We start from the raw sequence: 17,048 nt of genomic DNA on the forward strand, positions 1-17,048 counted from the left end.
AGATCCTCCCCCTAACCCCCTCCAGAGGGGGATACCATGCGGTTAGATCGTGTAGCGCAGCCTGTCCCCCTCTGGAGGGGGTTAGGGGGAGGATCTTTAGTATAACATTCAAAAATAAAAAAATATGGAAGATTTTTTCATTATGAAAGAAGAGCTATCACTGATAGCCGTTATTTTCATTCTTGTTGTTGCCGATTTGTTTATGAGTCCGGATGCCCATAAAACCAAAGGCAAAGCCAAGCTAAACACGATGCTTCCTGTATTGTTAATGGCAATACACACCATAATCAACTTTGTACCTGCACCGGCTGCCGATGCTTTCGGGGGCATGTACCACTATGTACCTATGATGGGTGTAGTTAAAACCATCCTCAATATCGGCACACTTGTTATCTTCCTGATGGCACATCAATGGCTTTCGCGCGAGGATACCAATATTAAACAGGGAGAATTCTATATCCTTACTTTGTGTACGTTATTGGGAATGTACTTCATGACTTCCGCAGGACACTTCCTGATCTTCTTCATCGGTTTGGAAACTGCTTCAATTCCTATGGCAGCGTTGGTTGCTTTCGATAAATACAAACATCACTCTGCTGAGGCAGGAGCAAAATATATATTCATGGCTCTCTTCTCCAGCGGTTTGTTGCTTTATGGTTTATCTTTTCTCTATGGAACGGTAGGTACTCTTTATTTTGAAGATATTGCTGCACATATTGATGGAAGTCCGTTGCAAATTATGGCATTGGCTCTGTTTCTTGCAGGTATGGGCTTTAAAATATCACTTGTTCCTTTCCATCTGTGGACTGCCGATGTGTATCAGGGTTCTCCTACCATTGTCAGCAGTTACCTCAGTGCCATATCTAAGGGAGCATCTGCTTTCACATTATTAGTTATTCTGCTTAAAGTATTTGCCCCGTTGGTCAATCAGTGGCAGGAAGCACTTTTTTGGCTTACCATTGTAACCATAACTGTTGCCAATATATTCGCCATCAGGCAAAAGGATCTGAAACGGTTCATGGCTTATTCATCCATATCCCAGGCTGGATATATCATGTTAGGCATTGTTGGTGGTAATGCTTCGGGTATGACTTCACTGGTTTATTACCTGCTTGTTTACTCCGTCGCTACTTTGGCTATATTTACAATTATATCCATTATTGAACAACGCACAGGCAAGGTTGATATAGATTCTTATAATGGTCTTTATCAAACGAATCCCAAACTGGCTTTCCTGATGACACTATCACTGTTCTCTTTGGCGGGAATTCCTCCGTTTGCGGGCTTCTTCTCTAAATTCTTTATATTTATGGCAGCATTCGAAGCGGGTTTCCATTTATTGGTGTTCATTGCTCTGATTAATACGGTAATATCACTGTATTATTATCTCTTGATTGTAAAGGCCATGTATATGAATAAGAATGATACGCCGATTGTTAGTTTCAGGAGTGATAATTACAGTAAGGCAAGTTTGGTTATTTGTATGGTGTGTATTCTTATCCTGGGACTGGCAGGGATTGTTTACGAAACAATTGATAAGTTTAGTTTCGGGTTATAAATTTAGCCGCGGATTGCGCGGATTGCGCGGATTTTATAACACGGATTTCAAGAATGGAAGCGATAACTTCTTTAACTCCTAAAAGTATATTTATCCGTGTTATAAAATCCGCGCAATCCGCGCAATCCGCGGCTAATTCTTCCTTTTCTTCCACAACTGCCACGAATTAATCATATTCTGCCATAACACATAAAACCCGGGGCCAATAGCAGCAAGCGGGTTCAAATAAGTATGAGCCATCCAGATAGCAAGCACAGTATTCTTCTGCCCCAATGCCTGTCCACCGCTGACGCGATCATTATATACACTTCCCAATGTCTTCCCTAAAAAGAATTGCAGGCAGCAAATAATAAAAGTACCTAAAGCCGTTAGTGCGGCAATGCTCCAGTCGGCCGAATAATTTAATAAAGAAGATAGTATCTGCGAAGTTACTATAGCCAGGGCTACTGCCCAAAGGTAGAAAGCTACTTCGTGCAAGCCAAGCATTTTCTGATGAATCTTTGGAGTAAACCTACGGATAAGCCATGCCAGTATAAAAGGGCATATTAACAATATAAATACACGGTTCAATATGATTAATACCGATTGTATAAAACTAACATCGGCGTGTGGCTCAATTACCGGAAAGAATAAAGGAACCACAATAGCTGTTGCTATATTCGACAGGAACGTATAGGTACTTACACTGGCAGCACTCCCTCCCAGCTTAGCTGTAATAACAGCAGCCGATGTTGCAGTAGGGCAAATCACACACATCATAACAGCCTGTGCCAATATTTCATCATAGCCCCGCAGCAGATAATAAACGCCAAAGGTTCCCGCTATCTGAATAATTAATAGCCAAAGGTGCAAAGGTTTGGGCTTGAGATCGGACACAGATATCTTAGTGAATGTAAACAATAACATTGTAAACACCAGTGCCGGAGTAAGAAACCCCAATCTTACAAACAAAGGATAGCCGAGTACACCTGCGCACATGGCAACAGGAAGGGTCCAGTCTTTTAGGAATTTAATCATTCAGTTACGAGTTACAAGTTACGTTTTAGTGAGGTAAAGAGAGGTAGAGGTTAGGTAAAGGAGGTAAAGGCAACGATGCCGCATGGAATTCCCCACCCTTGAGGGGCGGGGTGGCCGAAGGCCGGGGCGGGGAGTAAACATACTGCATGGAAATTCGGCTGCGCAACCTTTCTACCCCCCTCTCCGCCCTATAGGGCACCTCTCCCCTCTAGGGAGAGGAATTCCATGCGGCACTTTACCTCATCTTCCTCCCTTTCTCCCTGCAAAGTTACAATTAAAACCAACTCCAATCGTAAATCGTAAATTGTAAAATCGTAAATATTCTTATCTTTGCCGCGAGTTTTTAACCAAAACAAATTAAAAAAATGAAAGAAAACACGTCAACCAAAAGGGATGCTATCCGCTGGAAGCAATTCAACCGGAAAGCTTACGCTGTGTTCTTCAGTTTAAAAAGAGAGGTAACTATTGGAGTATTAACAGTATCTACTGCCGTATGTGCAAGTGTGATAACTGTGAATGCCCAAACTACCGAAACTCCTAATCAACTGAAAACATGCGAGCTGGACGAGATTGAAGTGACCGGCACCCGTGTCCCGCTGACTGAATTACAGTCGGCAAAAATGGTAACTGTACTTTCGCGCGAGGACATTCAAGCGGCGGCGGTACACAGTATTAACGACCTTCTGAAGTATGCAGTAGGTGTCGATGTTCGCCAGCGGGGCGAATTTGGAATCCAGACAGACATCTCCATACGCGGAGGAACCTTTGACCAAGTTACCATTCTTCTCAATGGGGTAAACATTACCAATCCCCAAACAGGCCACCACTCGGCCGAATTCCCGGTTTCCATGAACGATATTGAACGAATCGAAGTGCTCGAAGGACCTGCAGCACGTGTATTTGGTACCTCTGCTTTTACAGGGGCAATCAATGTTGTTACCAAGAACGACAAACAGAGTTATGTAGCAGCCAACGTTATGGGCGGTGCTTACGGTCTGTTTGGCGGAGGGGCACGAGTGAATTATTCGAAAGGCGCTTTCAGCAATCAGGTTTCCGGCAGCTACAGTCGCGCAGACGGTGCTACCACGAACAGTGATTTCCGTATCGGGAGGGCTTACTATCAGGGCACTTACACTTCACAACAAGCCGATGTCAGGTGGCAAGTCGGATTCAGCGATCAGTCGTTTGGGGCCAATACCTTCTATTCGGCTGCCTATCCCAATCAGTTTGAAGAGCTTCGCAGATATCTGGTATCTGTTCAGGCAGAGACGAAGGGGTGGCTTCGGTTTACCCCCACTATCTACTGGAACCGTACGCACGATCATTTCCAACTAATCAGGGATACAAACACAAGTGAGAACTTCCACCTGAACGATGTGTATGGCGCCAATCTGAATGCTTACTTTAACACCAAACTGGGAAAAACGGCTTTTGGTGCAGAGTTTCGTAACGAAGGTATTCTCAGTACCAATCTGGGCAAACCACTCGACGAGGAACAATACATTAAAGTTCCGGGTGAGGACGGAATCATGTTCAACAAAAAAGATAACCGGACCAATATCAGTTATTACCTGGAACATAACATCCTATTGCCTCGGTTAACTATCTCGCTGGGTGTAATGGCAAACATGAACACAGCACTGGATCATAAGTACCGCCTCTATCCCGGTGTGGATGTTTCTTATCGCCCGGCCGGGAACTGGAAACTCTTTGCATCATGGAACAAAGCTCTTCGGATGCCTACCTTTACCGACCTGTATTACAAAAGCCCCACCCTTCAGGGTAATGTTGGATTGAAACCGGAAGAGACCCAAGCCATCAATGTTGGAGCCAGGTATCGCATTCCGGCGGTAGATGTAACAGTCAACGGATTCTATCATAAAGGAAAGAATATGATTGACTGGGTAATGTACAATGCCGATGATGTGTACCACTCGGCCAACTTCAAGTTGGATAATATGGGGGTTGAAGTATCTGCTGTTCTTAACTTCCGGTCTATTGCCGGCGAGAACTTCTTTATCCATAAATTGAACCTGAGTTATGCATATATTCATCAGAACCGGCACGACGATACCGAGATATACAAATCGAACTATGCGTTGGAATATCTCAGACACAAGTTTGTAGCAAACCTGGAACATAGGGTCTGGAAAAAACTTCATGCCAGTTGGGCTTTCCGCTGGCAAGACCGCATGGGCAGTTACGAAAAATATCAATGGAATTCCAATACAGGCAAGCCAGAATCAACCAAACAATTGGTTTCGTACTCCCCGTTCGCATTGTTAGACTTAAAACTAACGTGGGCGGAGAAGAACTATTTACTTTTTGTTGAGGCTAATAACCTGTTCGATAAATACTATTACGACTTGGGTAATATCCCTCAACCGGGGGTCTGGATAAAAGGAGGAATAAACATCAAACTTCCCATATTTAAGTAGTTAATAAATAACGAATCTAATTTATAAAACAAAAGAGAGATTGCTTAAAAAACAGTCTCTCTTTTTCTGCTACATTATTTACAATCAATGCATTAACCATAAAAAGAACTATTAAACAATCGGATTTTTTTAACGTTCGTTTAATAAAACAAGTTATTCAATATTATAATAGTAACATAAAATTGAAACGAATACAAATACATTTATTTTCATAATTTATTCACTATAAGCTATATATGTATCTATCTGTAAGAAAAAGAAGGTTTTTAATATAAAAAATTTGTTATTTAATAGAAAGAGCGTATCTTTGTCCCACAAAACGAACATTTTTTAAGTCAAAACAGCGAGTATTCACCATCGTGAATAATAAAAAACACACACAATCTGGATAAGACATCATGTCTCACCCAATAGCGAAGCTGTCTATCACCAAAATTTCAACTAATTAATCAAGTATTGTTAAATGACTGACAAACAGGAGTTTTGGTTTGCGGCACGTACAAAAAAAGATCAGGAAATAGCCACCCGGAATCTTTTAATCAAAATGAACATTGAGCACTTCCTACCTACTCGCGTAACAGTGAGGCAGTTAAAGTATCGCAAGAAAAAGGTGGAAGTCCCTGTTATCAGGAACATCATTTTTATTCATGCCAGCAAAGAAGTTGCATGTTCATTACCAAACGATTTCGGACTGAACCTATTTTATATCAGAGATTATGCCACACATACCATGCTCGTTGTGCCCGACAAGCAAATGAACGACTTCATGTTTGTGATGGACTTAAACCCCGATGGAGTATGTGTTGACGATACACCACTACAACCGGGCGATAAAGTACTGGTATTGAAAGGAGATCTGCGAGGTGTTGAAGGCGAACTGATACACATTGATAAAAAAACACATGTAGTTGTTCGCATCCTCAATCTGGTAACATGGAAAGCCAGTATTCCTAAAAGCTATTTAAAGAAAATCTAGAGATTTATATTCAACCTGCGGAACACATCAGGGCACCCACAAGGGATGCCCCTACAATGTATTCTCAATCGTAAATAAAAAATATGTGGGTTAACAACATTAATTACAACCTTGTGGGTTGTGTGGTGGTCACGCTGCTGGCCATCTTTATTGAGTCACTGATTATACCCCGGGTGTTACTGATAGCCAAAAAGAAGCGTCTTTTTGACACACCCGATTTTCGGAAGATTCATTCCAATCCCATCCCGCGACTGGCCGGAGTTACTTTTGCTCCCGTTATAGTATTAAGCGTATTGCCGGTACTATGTATTCTTACGTTGTTATTCCCCAATCAGGTATCTTATTTTAATCCGGCCTTTATATTATCGGCCTCCTGTTTTTTCTGCGGTTTAATTGTACTGATGCTAACTGGTGTAAAAGACGATCTGATTGGCGTACGTTATTCGCATAAATTCATTTTGCAACTTATTGCTGCCATATTTCTGGTTTGCTCGGGCAACTATATCAACCACTTTTACGGTATACTGGGCATTCACGAAGTCTCTCCCTTTCTGGGCATTCCCTTTACCTTGTTATTAACCGTTTCTATTATAAATGCCATCAACCTGATCGATGGGGTAGATGGACTGGCAGCCATACTGATATCTATTGCTGCCGCCGTGTTTGGGGTTGGGTTCTTTGTAACCGGCTCGTACACATACGCCTTTTTATCGTTCAGCGTGGTAGGGGTACTGATTCCGTTTTTACGTTTCAACTTCTCGACCAACAGAAAGATATTTATGGGCGATACCGGATCGCTTGTACTGGGATTTGTACTCTCTTTCCTTGCCGTTCGTTGCTGTATGCTCACCCCCGGCAAGTCGCCCGACAATCCACTACCGGTAATTATTGCCGCATCGGTATTGTTTGTGCCGTTGTTCGATACCATCCGCGTGTTTGGTGTACGGTTTATGCAGCACAAACCTATATTTTATCCGGATAAGAATCATATTCACCACAAACTGCTTGGGTTGGGCTGTTCGCACAAACAAGTATGTTTGGTACTGGGGTTAATTACATTGTTCCACTTAGGAATGAATATTTGCCTCCATCAGGTTGTTAACGTGAATATATTACTGGTAATCAATGTGATCTTAGGAATTATAGAGAATATTTTCCTTAATTTTAGACACGGATTGCGCGGATTACACGGATTAAGAAACACGGATTAAATAAAAGAATGAATTTATCCGTGTATTTAAAATCCGTGCAATCCGCGTCATCTGTGTCTAAAGTGTCTAAAACAAAAACTCTACAGAAAAGTTTTTTTCGCATTTTATCTATCATCTATCACTAAATGGAGATAATTTACAGGGAATCAAATAGTTAAAGCAGTGATAGATGCGGTGATAGTAAAATATATCTACCACTGCTATCACTAAAATGGGAATAACGGTTTTTAGATAACGAGTTGATTATAAATAGATTACATTATAATTTTAAAAATATAGTTGTTTTAGCGATTACAATATCAGTTCACATAATCAATTGCCGTCTGCTTTAGCTGACGGTGTGAAAACGTCCTCCCCCTACCCCCTCCAAAGGGGGATACCCTGCGGATACATTGTATAGCGCAGCTATCCTCCTTTGGAGGAGGTGCCCAAAGGGCGGAGGAGGACGTTTTCACAGTCTCTAAAGCAGACAATTGATAAACAACTTATTAATTTGTTCACCATAGAACGTCAATCGTTTCATCATAGAAAACCAACAGTTTCACAGTAGGAAACCAACTGTTTCACAGTAGGAAACCAACTGTTTCACGGTAGGAAACAAGTAGTTTCATATATAGAAAACTAGTAGTTTCATACATAGGAAACCAACAGTTTCCTATATAGAAAACAACTTGTTTCATTGGTAGAAAATCAAATGAAACTATGTAGCATTCGTAGCATATCTTAGGACAAAAGCGAAGCCTCCGTGTTCAGCACAAGAAAGAGCCTTTGTGTCTCTGTGCCTCTGTGTTTAAAAATTTAATATAGATTATGAATAAAAACCTTTTCAGCATTTTAATCCTTTGCCTGTTACTTGCATCTTGCGGTACTTCGAAAAAGATTTTGTACTTGCAGGATATGCCAATAAACCAACTTGAACAAATCACAAACAAAACGGATATAACCATCCAACCCAAAGATATGATATCAATTGTGGTATCCAGTAAAGATCCACAACTGGCTTTGTTATTTAATCTGCCTAGGGCAACTGTGCGCATGGACCACTTATCCAATAATTCCAGCTCAAATGGAGAAATTTTAGGCTATACAGTGGATAGTAAAGGCAATATTGATTTCCCGGTACTGGGTTACTTAAATGTAAAAGATAAAACACGCGAACAACTGGCACAGTTCATCAAAGCAAAAATAATGGAAGAAGATTTAATTAAAGACCCGGTTGTGACCGTGGATTTTTTGAATCTGCATTTCTCCGTACAAGGAGAAGTGGCTTCGCCCGGCGAATATTCCATTGACAGAGACAATATTACACTATTAGAAGCCATCAGCAAGGCTGGCGACCTGACCATTTACGGAAAAAGGGATGGCGTTATTGTTATCAGGGAAGAAAACAACACCCGCATTGCCCACCAGGTAGATTTGCGGTCGACCGATTTGTTTAACTCTCCGGCCTTTTATTTAAAACAAAACGATGTTATATATGTACAACCCAACACAGTAAGAGCCGGACAATCAACAGTGAACGATAACAATGTTAAATCTGTTTCGTTGTGGATATCCATTGCGTCTTTCTTAACAACCCTAGGCGTATTAATCTTTAAATAGAAAGCGAATCACCTACATAGCAATTCTTAATTCTTAATTCTTAATTCTTACCCATGTCAAATAACCCAAATAAACCTGGCGAGGACTTTATTCATATTCAAGACTTATTCTATATATTTTTAAACAAATGGTATTGGTTTGTAATTGCTGTTGTTGTTGCACTTTCGGTAGCGTTTTTGTACCTGGCCAAAACACCGCCGGTATATACACGCTCGGCATCGATACTGATAAAAGACAATTCCAATGGAGGTGGAGGCATCAGTGCCGAGAATGCAGCCTTTTCCGACTTGGGCATTTTTAAATCGAATACCAATATTATAAACGAATTACATACCTTTCAATCACCCTCGCTTATGACGGAGGTGGTTCGCCGGTTAAAACTGGATTATAGTTATAGGGTTACAGAGGGCTTGCGCGAACGGGAACTCTACACCCAAACCCCATGTACAGTTGGTTTGGGCAATGTAAACGAAAGCCAATCACTTTCGTGCACCATAGAATTACTGCCCAATAATAAATTCCGGCTGACAGAGATGATGTTGAACGGCTTAATAACAAGCAGTCAGCCCGTGGAAGGTACGTTAAACGATTCTATTACTACACCTCTGGGTACCATTTGTGTACAACCTACGTTGTATTATTCTGAAAGTAGTGCTGGTATGTATATATTGTTTTCCAAATCAGGCATACAATCTACAACCAAAGCTTTTAACGAAGCACTCAGTGTAAACCTGGCAGACGATAAATCGTCTATCATCGACCTGAGGATTACAGATGTGTCTACCCGCCGGGCCGAAGATATTTTAAATACCTTGATTCAGGTATACAACGAGAACTGGATTAAAGACAAAAACCAGGTAGCCATCAGCACTTCGGCATTTATCGACGATCGGTTAGGCATTATAGAAACCGAGTTGGGGCATGTAGATGATGATATATCCAACTTCAAAAGCAAGAACCTCTTGCCCGATGTACAGGCTGTATCAACCATGTTCATGGCACAATCAAGCGAAAATAAATCCAGAATATTCGAGTTGGAGAATCAGTTGTCCATCACCCGGTTTATACGCGAGTATATGGACGATCCCAAGCAGAAAGATCAACTTTTGCCTGCCAATGCAGGTATTGAAAATGCAAATATCGGAAGCCTGATAAACGAATACAATTCTGCATTGCTTCAACGCAACAACTTGTTGGCTAATAGTAGCGAAAAGAATCCTTTGGTTATCGACCTGAATCAATCGTTGGTTTCTATGCGTCAGTCGGTTATTAGTTCGTTAGATAATTCCATTGCAACTTTAAACAAGCAGATTGGCAACATTCGTCGTTCCGATACACAAACCAATCGTCATATTGCTTCCAGCCCCAATCAGGCCAAATACCTGCTTTCGGTTGAGCGCCAACAGAAGGTAAAAGAGGCACTTTATTTGTATTTACTGCAAAAAAGGGAAGAAAACGAATTGTCGCAAGCGTTTACAGCTTACAATACCAAGGTAATAAATATGCCAAGTGGAAGTAACTTTCCCACTGCGCCACAAAAAGGTAAAATATTATTAGTGGCACTGGCAATGGGTTTACTTATTCCGGCTGTTATTCTATTCTTATTAGAATCGTTAAACAACAAAATCCGGTTAAAGAAAGACCTGGATGGCATGTCTCTTCCGTATGTGGGTGAGATTCCTCTTGCCGAAACGGGTAAGAAATCACTTTTGAAAAAGGGTCATACAACTTCTACCACCATTGCCGTAAAAGAGAAAAACAGAGATCAGATTAATGAAGCTTTCCGTATTATACGCACTAACCTCAACTTTATGAAGGGGAATCAGGAAAACAGCAAAATTATTATGATTACTTCGTTTAATCCGGGTAGTGGTAAAACATTTACTACTGCCAACTTAGGGGTAAGTTTATCCTTAGCCGGCAAAAAGGTAATCACCATTGACTTGGATATGCGCAGGGGAGCCCTCAGTGCCTATGTAAATTCTCCCAAACAGGGGGTATCGAACTACTTGGCTGGCTTAACCGACAATATAAACGAAATTATAGTAAAAGGATCGGGAGAGTTGAAACTGGATATTATTCCGGTGGGTGTATTCCCCCCCAACCCCACAGAATTGTTATTGAACGAAAGGTTGCAATTATTACTGAATACATTGGAAAAGCAATACGATTATGTATTGATTGACTGTACCCCGGTTGAGATTGTAGCGGATACTTCGATTGTTGGTAAATTGGTGGATATGACACTGTTTATTATCAGGGCAGGGTTATTGGATAAGAGGATGTTGCCGGAATTGGAGCGGATGTATAGTGAGAATAAGTTGAATAATATGGCGGTGTTGTTGAATGGGGTGGATTATAGTGCGGTGAGGTATGGGAATTATGGGTACGGGTATGGATATTATGGCAAATAAAATTTGAATTCCAAAAAAAAACAACAATAGTTGGAACCGGTTATGTGTATTTAGTTTCAGGAGTCTGTTTTTTTATTAATAAATTGTAATGTTCATTTCTTTATATTGATGAAGTATACAATATTGGTTCCTAATATCCCTATTATTTCTTTATATCATAATAACGTTTTGGACAAATACAAAAATACAGCAATACCAAAAATAAATTATGCATTCAAGAAATAAAACAATAGCCAAGAATACATTGATATTGTATTTAAGAATGATTATTGTAACAATAATTTCATTATACACATCACGTGTCACATTAAATGTATTAGGAGTTGATGATTTCGGCATTTGGAACATCGCTGGCGGATTAATAGCCTTCTTTGCTATTATAAACACTGCTTTATCCAGTTCTGTACAAAGATTTTTAAATATTGAATTAGGAAAAAATAATATTGACGCATTTAGTAATACTTTCAATGTAGGAATTGAAATTCATTTCATTATAGGACTTATTATTCTAATATTAGGTGAAACAATAGGGTTATATATATTTAATCATTTCCTAAATATACCTACCGAACGATACATTGCGAGTCAGTATGTTTTTCAATTTTCCTTATTTTCAACTATTATTGACATTATAAGAACACCATACAATGCTTTAATCATAGCAAAGGAAAGGATGGATTTTTATGCTTATCTGTCTATTTTCGAAGTAGTTTTTAAACTCCTAATAATTTTTTTTCTGATATTTGTTTCTTATGATTCATTGATTTTATATTCCTTATTGTATTTTTTTATATCTCTCATTGGTTTTTTTTTTATGTATATATACTCAAAGAGGAAACTTCAATCTCCTGCATTTAAGTATGTATCGTTGAAGGGAGATATAAGTAAAAATATGATTACCTTCTCTAGCTGGACTCTCTTGGGGAATGTCTCAAATATAGCATCTTCACAAGGCATGAATATGTGGCTAAATATATTTTATGGAGTAACATTAAATGCTACAATGGGAATAACCAATCAAGTCACAAATACAATATCGAGTTTTATATCTAATTTTCAAATGGCTTATAAACCTGCTATCATTCAATATTATATGTGTCCCCAAAAAGATAAATTTATAGAATTGGTATGTAGATCATCTAAATACTCTTTCTTCCTTTTATTAGTGATATGCTTGCCATTATTGTTTAATATTGAATATATACTTAAAATATGGTTAGGCACAGTTCCAGATTATACAGGTGATTTTATTCGTATTTTATTAATATCTCTTATTGTAAGTTCAATATATATTCCATTATATAATGCAATAGAGGCTTCTGGCCATATTGGAAAATATCAAATGTGTGTTTCGATTGTCAAACTTGTTACTATTATTTTGTCATATTGGATTTTAAAGTTAGGTTTTCCTCCTCCCTGTATCATGTGGCTACATGTTATTTCTGCAGTACTATTTCTTGTAGTACTGTTATATATTGTACATGTGAAAATTTTTATTCGAATAAAAATTTTATTCCTGCTTATAATTTACCCAATATTGAAGACCTTGACAGTAACTCTTGTCTTATCATACTTCTTCTCAATAGATAATTCATTACAGAATATTATAATCACACTGATAATAGGCTTATTCTCTATTGTTACGTTCGGTTTGTCAAAAAAAGAACGAATATATTTTACAACATTATTAAAGAAGCATCAAAGATAAATCAGATTTTATGTTACAAATATATTATTTGCACACAATCTAAACAAAATTATAATCGCGTTATACAATTAAGATAAGGATGATAAAACTTTACCATTTTAGCAATAATTTTGGAGATTCTGCTTCTCCCTATATTATTGAGAAACTATCAGAAGAGAAGGTGTCATTTGCATGGCCGTTTACAAATTCCATATTTATTCATCATATATTATCAAGTGTAAAACATATATTTCGTTGGTCTTTTAAGCAACATAGCTACAATTTAGCTTTTACTCGAAAAAGAGTTTTAATTGCAGTAGGTAGTTTAATTGAGGGGTCTACTCCTCGATGCATTGTTTGGGGAACAGGTATAGCACAGTCTCAAAATTCTATAAAGGGAGGAAGATTTATTTTTACTAGGGGAAAGCTATCAACAAAACTCCTCCGTTCTAAGGGTTTTGATGTAGAATATGATGGTGGAGGAGACCCTGCATTATTATTTCCGCTAATTTATCATCCCATCCAACTAAAACAGAAATATAAGATAGGAATTATTTGCCACAATTCTGATAGTTCTTTCATTCCATCTCATAAATTACCATTGTCTTCTTTTGTTATCAATTTGAACACAAATGATGTTGAGAAAGTAATCGATGAAATATGTAATTGTGAAATAATTTTCAGCAGTTCTCTTCATGGATTGATTGTTAGTCACGCCTATGGCATTCCAGCAGTATGGATTGAAAGAGAACAATTGGTTGGGGGACGTTTCAAATTCTATGATTACTTCTCATCAGTAGACATTAAAGATTATGAACCTATTAATTTTTATGAAGTTTTTGACAAAGGTTTTAAAGTTGACTTATCCGGTAAACAACTAAACATCAATTCCAATGTATTAAATCAAATCCAACAAGTAATATTGCGCCATGCTCCCTTTGAAATAAAAAACACATCTATTGTAAATCATAATAAAAATCATTCGGAATGATTGTTTTATTTTAGATAATACTGTTAGAATTATTCGGTATAAAAATCAAATGAAGAAATTAATATATAATTTAGGAAGAAGAGGTTTTTTCTCTGAGATAAATAATCTGGTTATTGCAAAGATCTTTGCAGAAGACAACAAATGGAGTTTTGAAGTAAACTCTTTTTACTGGAATTGTAAATACAGATACGGATTAAGAGATTATTTTGATATTAATATAAAAGAGAACAACAATTTATTTTCGGCTCAATTAGTTAGAACAAATAAGAAAAGTCGTGTTTTAATTACAAACTTACATTCCGTATTTTATGCTACAACCCAAAACTTAAATTGTTTATACAAATTATTTCACCATAACATTGTATGGGGCAACTATATTTATGAAACATTCAGATCACAACCTAATTTGGCAAATATTGATAAAGATAGATTTTTAAATAATTTAAAGCAATTACTACAATTAAAACATTCACTAAATGAATCATTTTTAAAGAAAACTTTAGAAATGGAATTACCAAATCGTTTTTTAGGCATTCATATAAGAAGGGGGGACAAAATTACTACAGGTGAAATGGAAGAACTTCCATTGTCTATCTATTTAACTGCCATTAAAGAAACATCATTTAAATATATATATATAGCAACTGATGATTATAGGAGTATTGAGTATATTAAATCTGAATTATCTCCTTTAGGGTATCAAATATATCACAACCCTGAACTCAAGGCAGATGGATTTAGTGAAGGCAAATTTAATCATTATACAAAAAATAATCGTTACAATGAAACACTTTCACTTTTGTTTGATATATTCATTTTATTTAAAGCATCTTATTTTATAGGAACGTTCTCAAGTAATTTAAGTCGCGTAATTCCTTGTGTTCTTGGATTAGAGAATTGTAAATCTTTAGATATTGATTGGTTTGTAGGATAGTAATTGAGCATGAAAAATAAAATGTTTCTATTTATTTTAGGATTTATTGTATTTTCTTCCTTTTGCTCTTTTCTTACAGTTCGAATTCTCAATCTACCATGCACTATAGAGTTATTCCTTGTTCCATTGGCATATTATTTTCGAAAAAGTTTTTTTATTCCAAGAAAAGATTACATTGGTGTCGTGTTGTTTGTCTTACTTGGAATATTTATAGGGCTATTAAACTCTGTCTATTTTTTCACTGATATCATTCCTATTGCTAGATGCTTTTTTCTTGGTGCCCTTGCATTTGTTTTTGCAAAAAACAATACAATATTTAAAAATCTGGATAATTTGTATATATTCAGTTTCGGAGTTTTCATGGGAGATCTCTTAAATGCCTATATATTAATGAAGACAGTATTGGGAACAGAGTTTGACAAGCAGTATGCTGTAGATATTAATATAATATTCTCTGTTCTATGGCCAATCCTCACAATACTATACAAGAAACCATCCCATTTGATAGCTGTTTTCTTACTGGTCCCTATTTTATCTTTTCTTTCTGTAAGCCGAGGTATATCAACCTTTTTTACAATTGGGATTATATTGGCATTTTTATTAAAAATATATAAAAGACCATCAAAGATTATAATTGCTATGGCCTTTCTCTCAGTTTCATTTATCGTTCTTTCTTCTCTTTATTATAACAGTGAAAATAATATTAGAAAATTTTCACCATCTATGCATTTTCGTATGTACAAAAAAATGTCTTCTTATGGAAAAAATAACATTGATAAAGATCGCATTCGTCCATACATATGGGCCTTTGACAATTTGTCATACTATGTTGTTCCACGTGGATTTTTGGGAAAGAAATTTTTAACAAAATCAGATGGCAAAAACACACCAATGATGGCTCCTTGGGATAGTGCTTATATGGAATTTCTTTATACTTTTGGCTTTCTATTACTACTCGTACTTGTTCTAATATATTTATACAAATTATATATCTGCTTTATACTCTATAATAGAACTAACGAAGTCATTTTTGCTGTATCATGTGCAATGCTTTCATTACTATTTGTTGAACATGTATTTACTTATGGCCTGATTCGAAGTCCTTTTATGGTGTTCTGCAATGGTGGTTTTTTGGGATATATCTGGAAAATAACGTCTCATCCTGAATCATTAAAAGGAAATCTAATTTCAAAAAAACAAAAATTATGATTAAAATAAATATATTATCAGGAGTCCAAAAAAATCCATTTGGGGCACAATGGGACAAAAAAAGATTCCCAGAATCTCTGTTTTATATTTGTGAGAATTCAGATGAAAAAATTGAATGGGATATTATTGTTATATATGAAAATATTAGATCATCCATAACTTTCCAATGCCGAAAAGGACAGTTAATTTATGTAGCAGGTGAACCGCCTATGATGCGACCATTGCCCAATTCATTTCTTAAACAATTCGATGAAGTAATAATCCCCAATACTAAAAGTAAGCATTCCAATAAACTGCTTAGTCATGGTTTTTTAAACTGGTCGTTGGGGGTAAGTTTTAAAACAAAGCAACATCGCTACAATTTTGAACAGTTAAAGAATTTGAAAACACCAAAAACAAAAAATATTTCAATTGTAACTTCAACCAAGAGAATGATGCCTGGTCATAATCGACGTATGTATATAATTGAGCAATTAAAAAAAGATTTTCCTGGACAAATAGACTATTATGGGCAAGGTCATCAGTTTGTTGATTTCAAGGCTGATGTCTTAATTCCATATAAATTTCATATTTGTATGGAGAATAGTGCCATTCCATACTATTGGACGGAGAAATTTTCCGATCCTTTATTAGCAAATTGTATTCCGATTTATTTAGGTTGCACCAATCTTGAAATCTATTTTGATAAGCGTGGATATATACCATTTACATTTGATAATTATGCACATCTTAAAAATACAATTACAACAATCTTACAGAAGCCGGAAGCATTATATGAGCAATACCTGCCATTCATGAGAGCCAACAGAGATATTTTGTTAAATAAAGAAAACTTAATTCCTTTTATCATTGAGCGGTACTCTAAAAATGATGGAGAAGTTATTGAATATACTGTGAATAATTTGGAACGATTCAGAGCATACAGAAATATGTTAAAGATAATAAGGCTCAGGCGTCTAATATATAAAATCTATTATTCATTTATTTTAAAATTCAGAAAATGACAGTCAA

General features: G+C 36.9%; 12 protein-coding genes. 11 read left to right on the forward strand and 1 reads right to left on the reverse strand.

Annotated features, from left to right (window positions below; translation table 11 throughout):
* Window positions 1-124 precede the first annotated feature (124 nt).
* Entirely contained in the window at window positions 125-1,558 is a 1,434-nt protein-coding gene (locus D0T85_RS06560; protein WP_239060657.1) for an NADH-quinone oxidoreductase subunit N, read from the forward strand.
* A gap of 132 nt (window positions 1,559-1,690) precedes the next feature.
* Here the strand turns inward: D0T85_RS06560 and D0T85_RS06565 are convergent, their stop codons facing one another.
* Window positions 1,691-2,575, reverse strand: coding sequence for a bile acid:sodium symporter family protein (locus D0T85_RS06565; protein WP_163211473.1), 885 nt, complete (start codon window positions 2,573-2,575; stop codon window positions 1,691-1,693).
* A gap of 365 nt (window positions 2,576-2,940) precedes the next feature.
* Here D0T85_RS06565 and D0T85_RS06570 point away from each other — a divergent pair, with 365 nt between their 5' ends.
* The 10 genes from D0T85_RS06570 (at window position 2,941) to D0T85_RS06615 (ending at window position 17,041) form a co-directional block, all read left to right on the forward strand.
* A complete protein-coding gene (locus D0T85_RS06570; protein WP_163211475.1) occupies window positions 2,941-5,013 on the forward strand; it encodes a TonB-dependent siderophore receptor in 2,073 nt (690 codons plus the stop codon).
* A gap of 463 nt (window positions 5,014-5,476) precedes the next feature.
* Window positions 5,477-5,989 carry a UpxY family transcription antiterminator gene (locus tag D0T85_RS06575; RefSeq protein ID WP_163211477.1) on the forward strand — a complete coding sequence of 171 codons (513 nt, stop codon included), beginning with the start codon at window positions 5,477-5,479 and terminating at the stop codon, window positions 5,987-5,989.
* 83 nt (window positions 5,990-6,072) lie between these two features.
* A complete protein-coding gene (locus tag D0T85_RS06580; protein WP_163211479.1) occupies window positions 6,073-7,200 on the forward strand; it encodes an MraY family glycosyltransferase in 1,128 nt (375 codons plus the stop codon).
* Between the two features lie 810 nt (window positions 7,201-8,010).
* Window positions 8,011-8,802 (forward strand): polysaccharide biosynthesis/export family protein, encoded by a 792-nt coding sequence (locus D0T85_RS06585; protein WP_163211481.1) that lies wholly within the window; start codon window positions 8,011-8,013, stop codon window positions 8,800-8,802.
* A 53-nt stretch (window positions 8,803-8,855) separates the two neighbouring features.
* Window positions 8,856-11,216: a polysaccharide biosynthesis tyrosine autokinase gene (locus D0T85_RS06590; RefSeq protein WP_163211483.1), complete on the forward strand. Its 2,361-nt coding sequence runs from the start codon at window positions 8,856-8,858 to the stop codon at window positions 11,214-11,216.
* Between the two features lie 208 nt (window positions 11,217-11,424).
* Window positions 11,425-12,924 (forward strand): lipopolysaccharide biosynthesis protein, encoded by a 1,500-nt coding sequence (locus tag D0T85_RS06595; RefSeq protein ID WP_163211485.1) that lies wholly within the window; start codon window positions 11,425-11,427, stop codon window positions 12,922-12,924.
* A gap of 79 nt (window positions 12,925-13,003) precedes the next feature.
* Entirely contained in the window at window positions 13,004-13,894 is an 891-nt protein-coding gene (locus D0T85_RS06600) for a polysaccharide pyruvyl transferase family protein (protein WP_163211487.1), read from the forward strand.
* A 49-nt stretch (window positions 13,895-13,943) separates the two neighbouring features.
* Window positions 13,944-14,828, forward strand: coding sequence for an O-fucosyltransferase family protein (locus tag D0T85_RS06605; protein ID WP_163211489.1), 885 nt, complete (start codon window positions 13,944-13,946; stop codon window positions 14,826-14,828).
* A 9-nt stretch (window positions 14,829-14,837) separates the two neighbouring features.
* The gene (locus D0T85_RS06610) at window positions 14,838-16,037 is read left to right on the forward strand and encodes a hypothetical protein (protein ID WP_163211491.1); all 1,200 of its coding nucleotides are present in this window, start codon (window positions 14,838-14,840) and stop codon (window positions 16,035-16,037) included.
* Window positions 16,034-17,041: a glycosyltransferase family 10 domain-containing protein gene (locus D0T85_RS06615; protein ID WP_163211493.1), complete on the forward strand. Its 1,008-nt coding sequence runs from the start codon at window positions 16,034-16,036 to the stop codon at window positions 17,039-17,041. The genes D0T85_RS06610 and D0T85_RS06615 overlap by 4 nt, the downstream gene beginning before the upstream one ends.
* Window positions 17,042-17,048: the final 7 nt, after the last annotated feature.

It is taken from the genome of Bacteroides sp. 519 (assembly GCF_010500955.1).
Lineage (GTDB): Bacteria > Bacteroidota > Bacteroidia > Bacteroidales > Bacteroidaceae > Bacteroides.

What these genes read in the sequence shown, in the direction of transcription:
- D0T85_RS06610 (WP_163211491.1), top strand. Translation starts at nt 14,838, where the DNA reads ATGAAAAATAAAATGTTTCTATTTATTTTAGGATTTATTGTATTTTCT.
- D0T85_RS06615 (WP_163211493.1), top strand. Translation starts at nt 16,034, where the DNA reads ATGATTAAAATAAATATATTATCAGGAGTCCAAAAAAATCCATTTGGG.
- D0T85_RS06595 (WP_163211485.1), top strand. Translation starts at nt 11,425, where the DNA reads ATGCATTCAAGAAATAAAACAATAGCCAAGAATACATTGATATTGTAT.
- D0T85_RS06585 (WP_163211481.1), top strand. Translation starts at nt 8,011, where the DNA reads ATGAATAAAAACCTTTTCAGCATTTTAATCCTTTGCCTGTTACTTGCA.
- D0T85_RS06570 (WP_163211475.1), top strand. Translation starts at nt 2,941, where the DNA reads ATGAAAGAAAACACGTCAACCAAAAGGGATGCTATCCGCTGGAAGCAA.
- D0T85_RS06605 (WP_163211489.1), top strand. Translation starts at nt 13,944, where the DNA reads ATGAAGAAATTAATATATAATTTAGGAAGAAGAGGTTTTTTCTCTGAG.
- D0T85_RS06560 (WP_239060657.1), top strand. Translation starts at nt 125, where the DNA reads ATGGAAGATTTTTTCATTATGAAAGAAGAGCTATCACTGATAGCCGTT.
- D0T85_RS06580 (WP_163211479.1), top strand. Translation starts at nt 6,073, where the DNA reads ATGTGGGTTAACAACATTAATTACAACCTTGTGGGTTGTGTGGTGGTC.
- D0T85_RS06600 (WP_163211487.1), top strand. Translation starts at nt 13,004, where the DNA reads ATGATAAAACTTTACCATTTTAGCAATAATTTTGGAGATTCTGCTTCT.
- D0T85_RS06575 (WP_163211477.1), top strand. Translation starts at nt 5,477, where the DNA reads ATGACTGACAAACAGGAGTTTTGGTTTGCGGCACGTACAAAAAAAGAT.
- D0T85_RS06590 (WP_163211483.1), top strand. Translation starts at nt 8,856, where the DNA reads ATGTCAAATAACCCAAATAAACCTGGCGAGGACTTTATTCATATTCAA.
- D0T85_RS06565 (WP_163211473.1), bottom strand. Translation starts at nt 2,575, where the DNA reads ATGATTAAATTCCTAAAAGACTGGACCCTTCCTGTTGCCATGTGCGCA.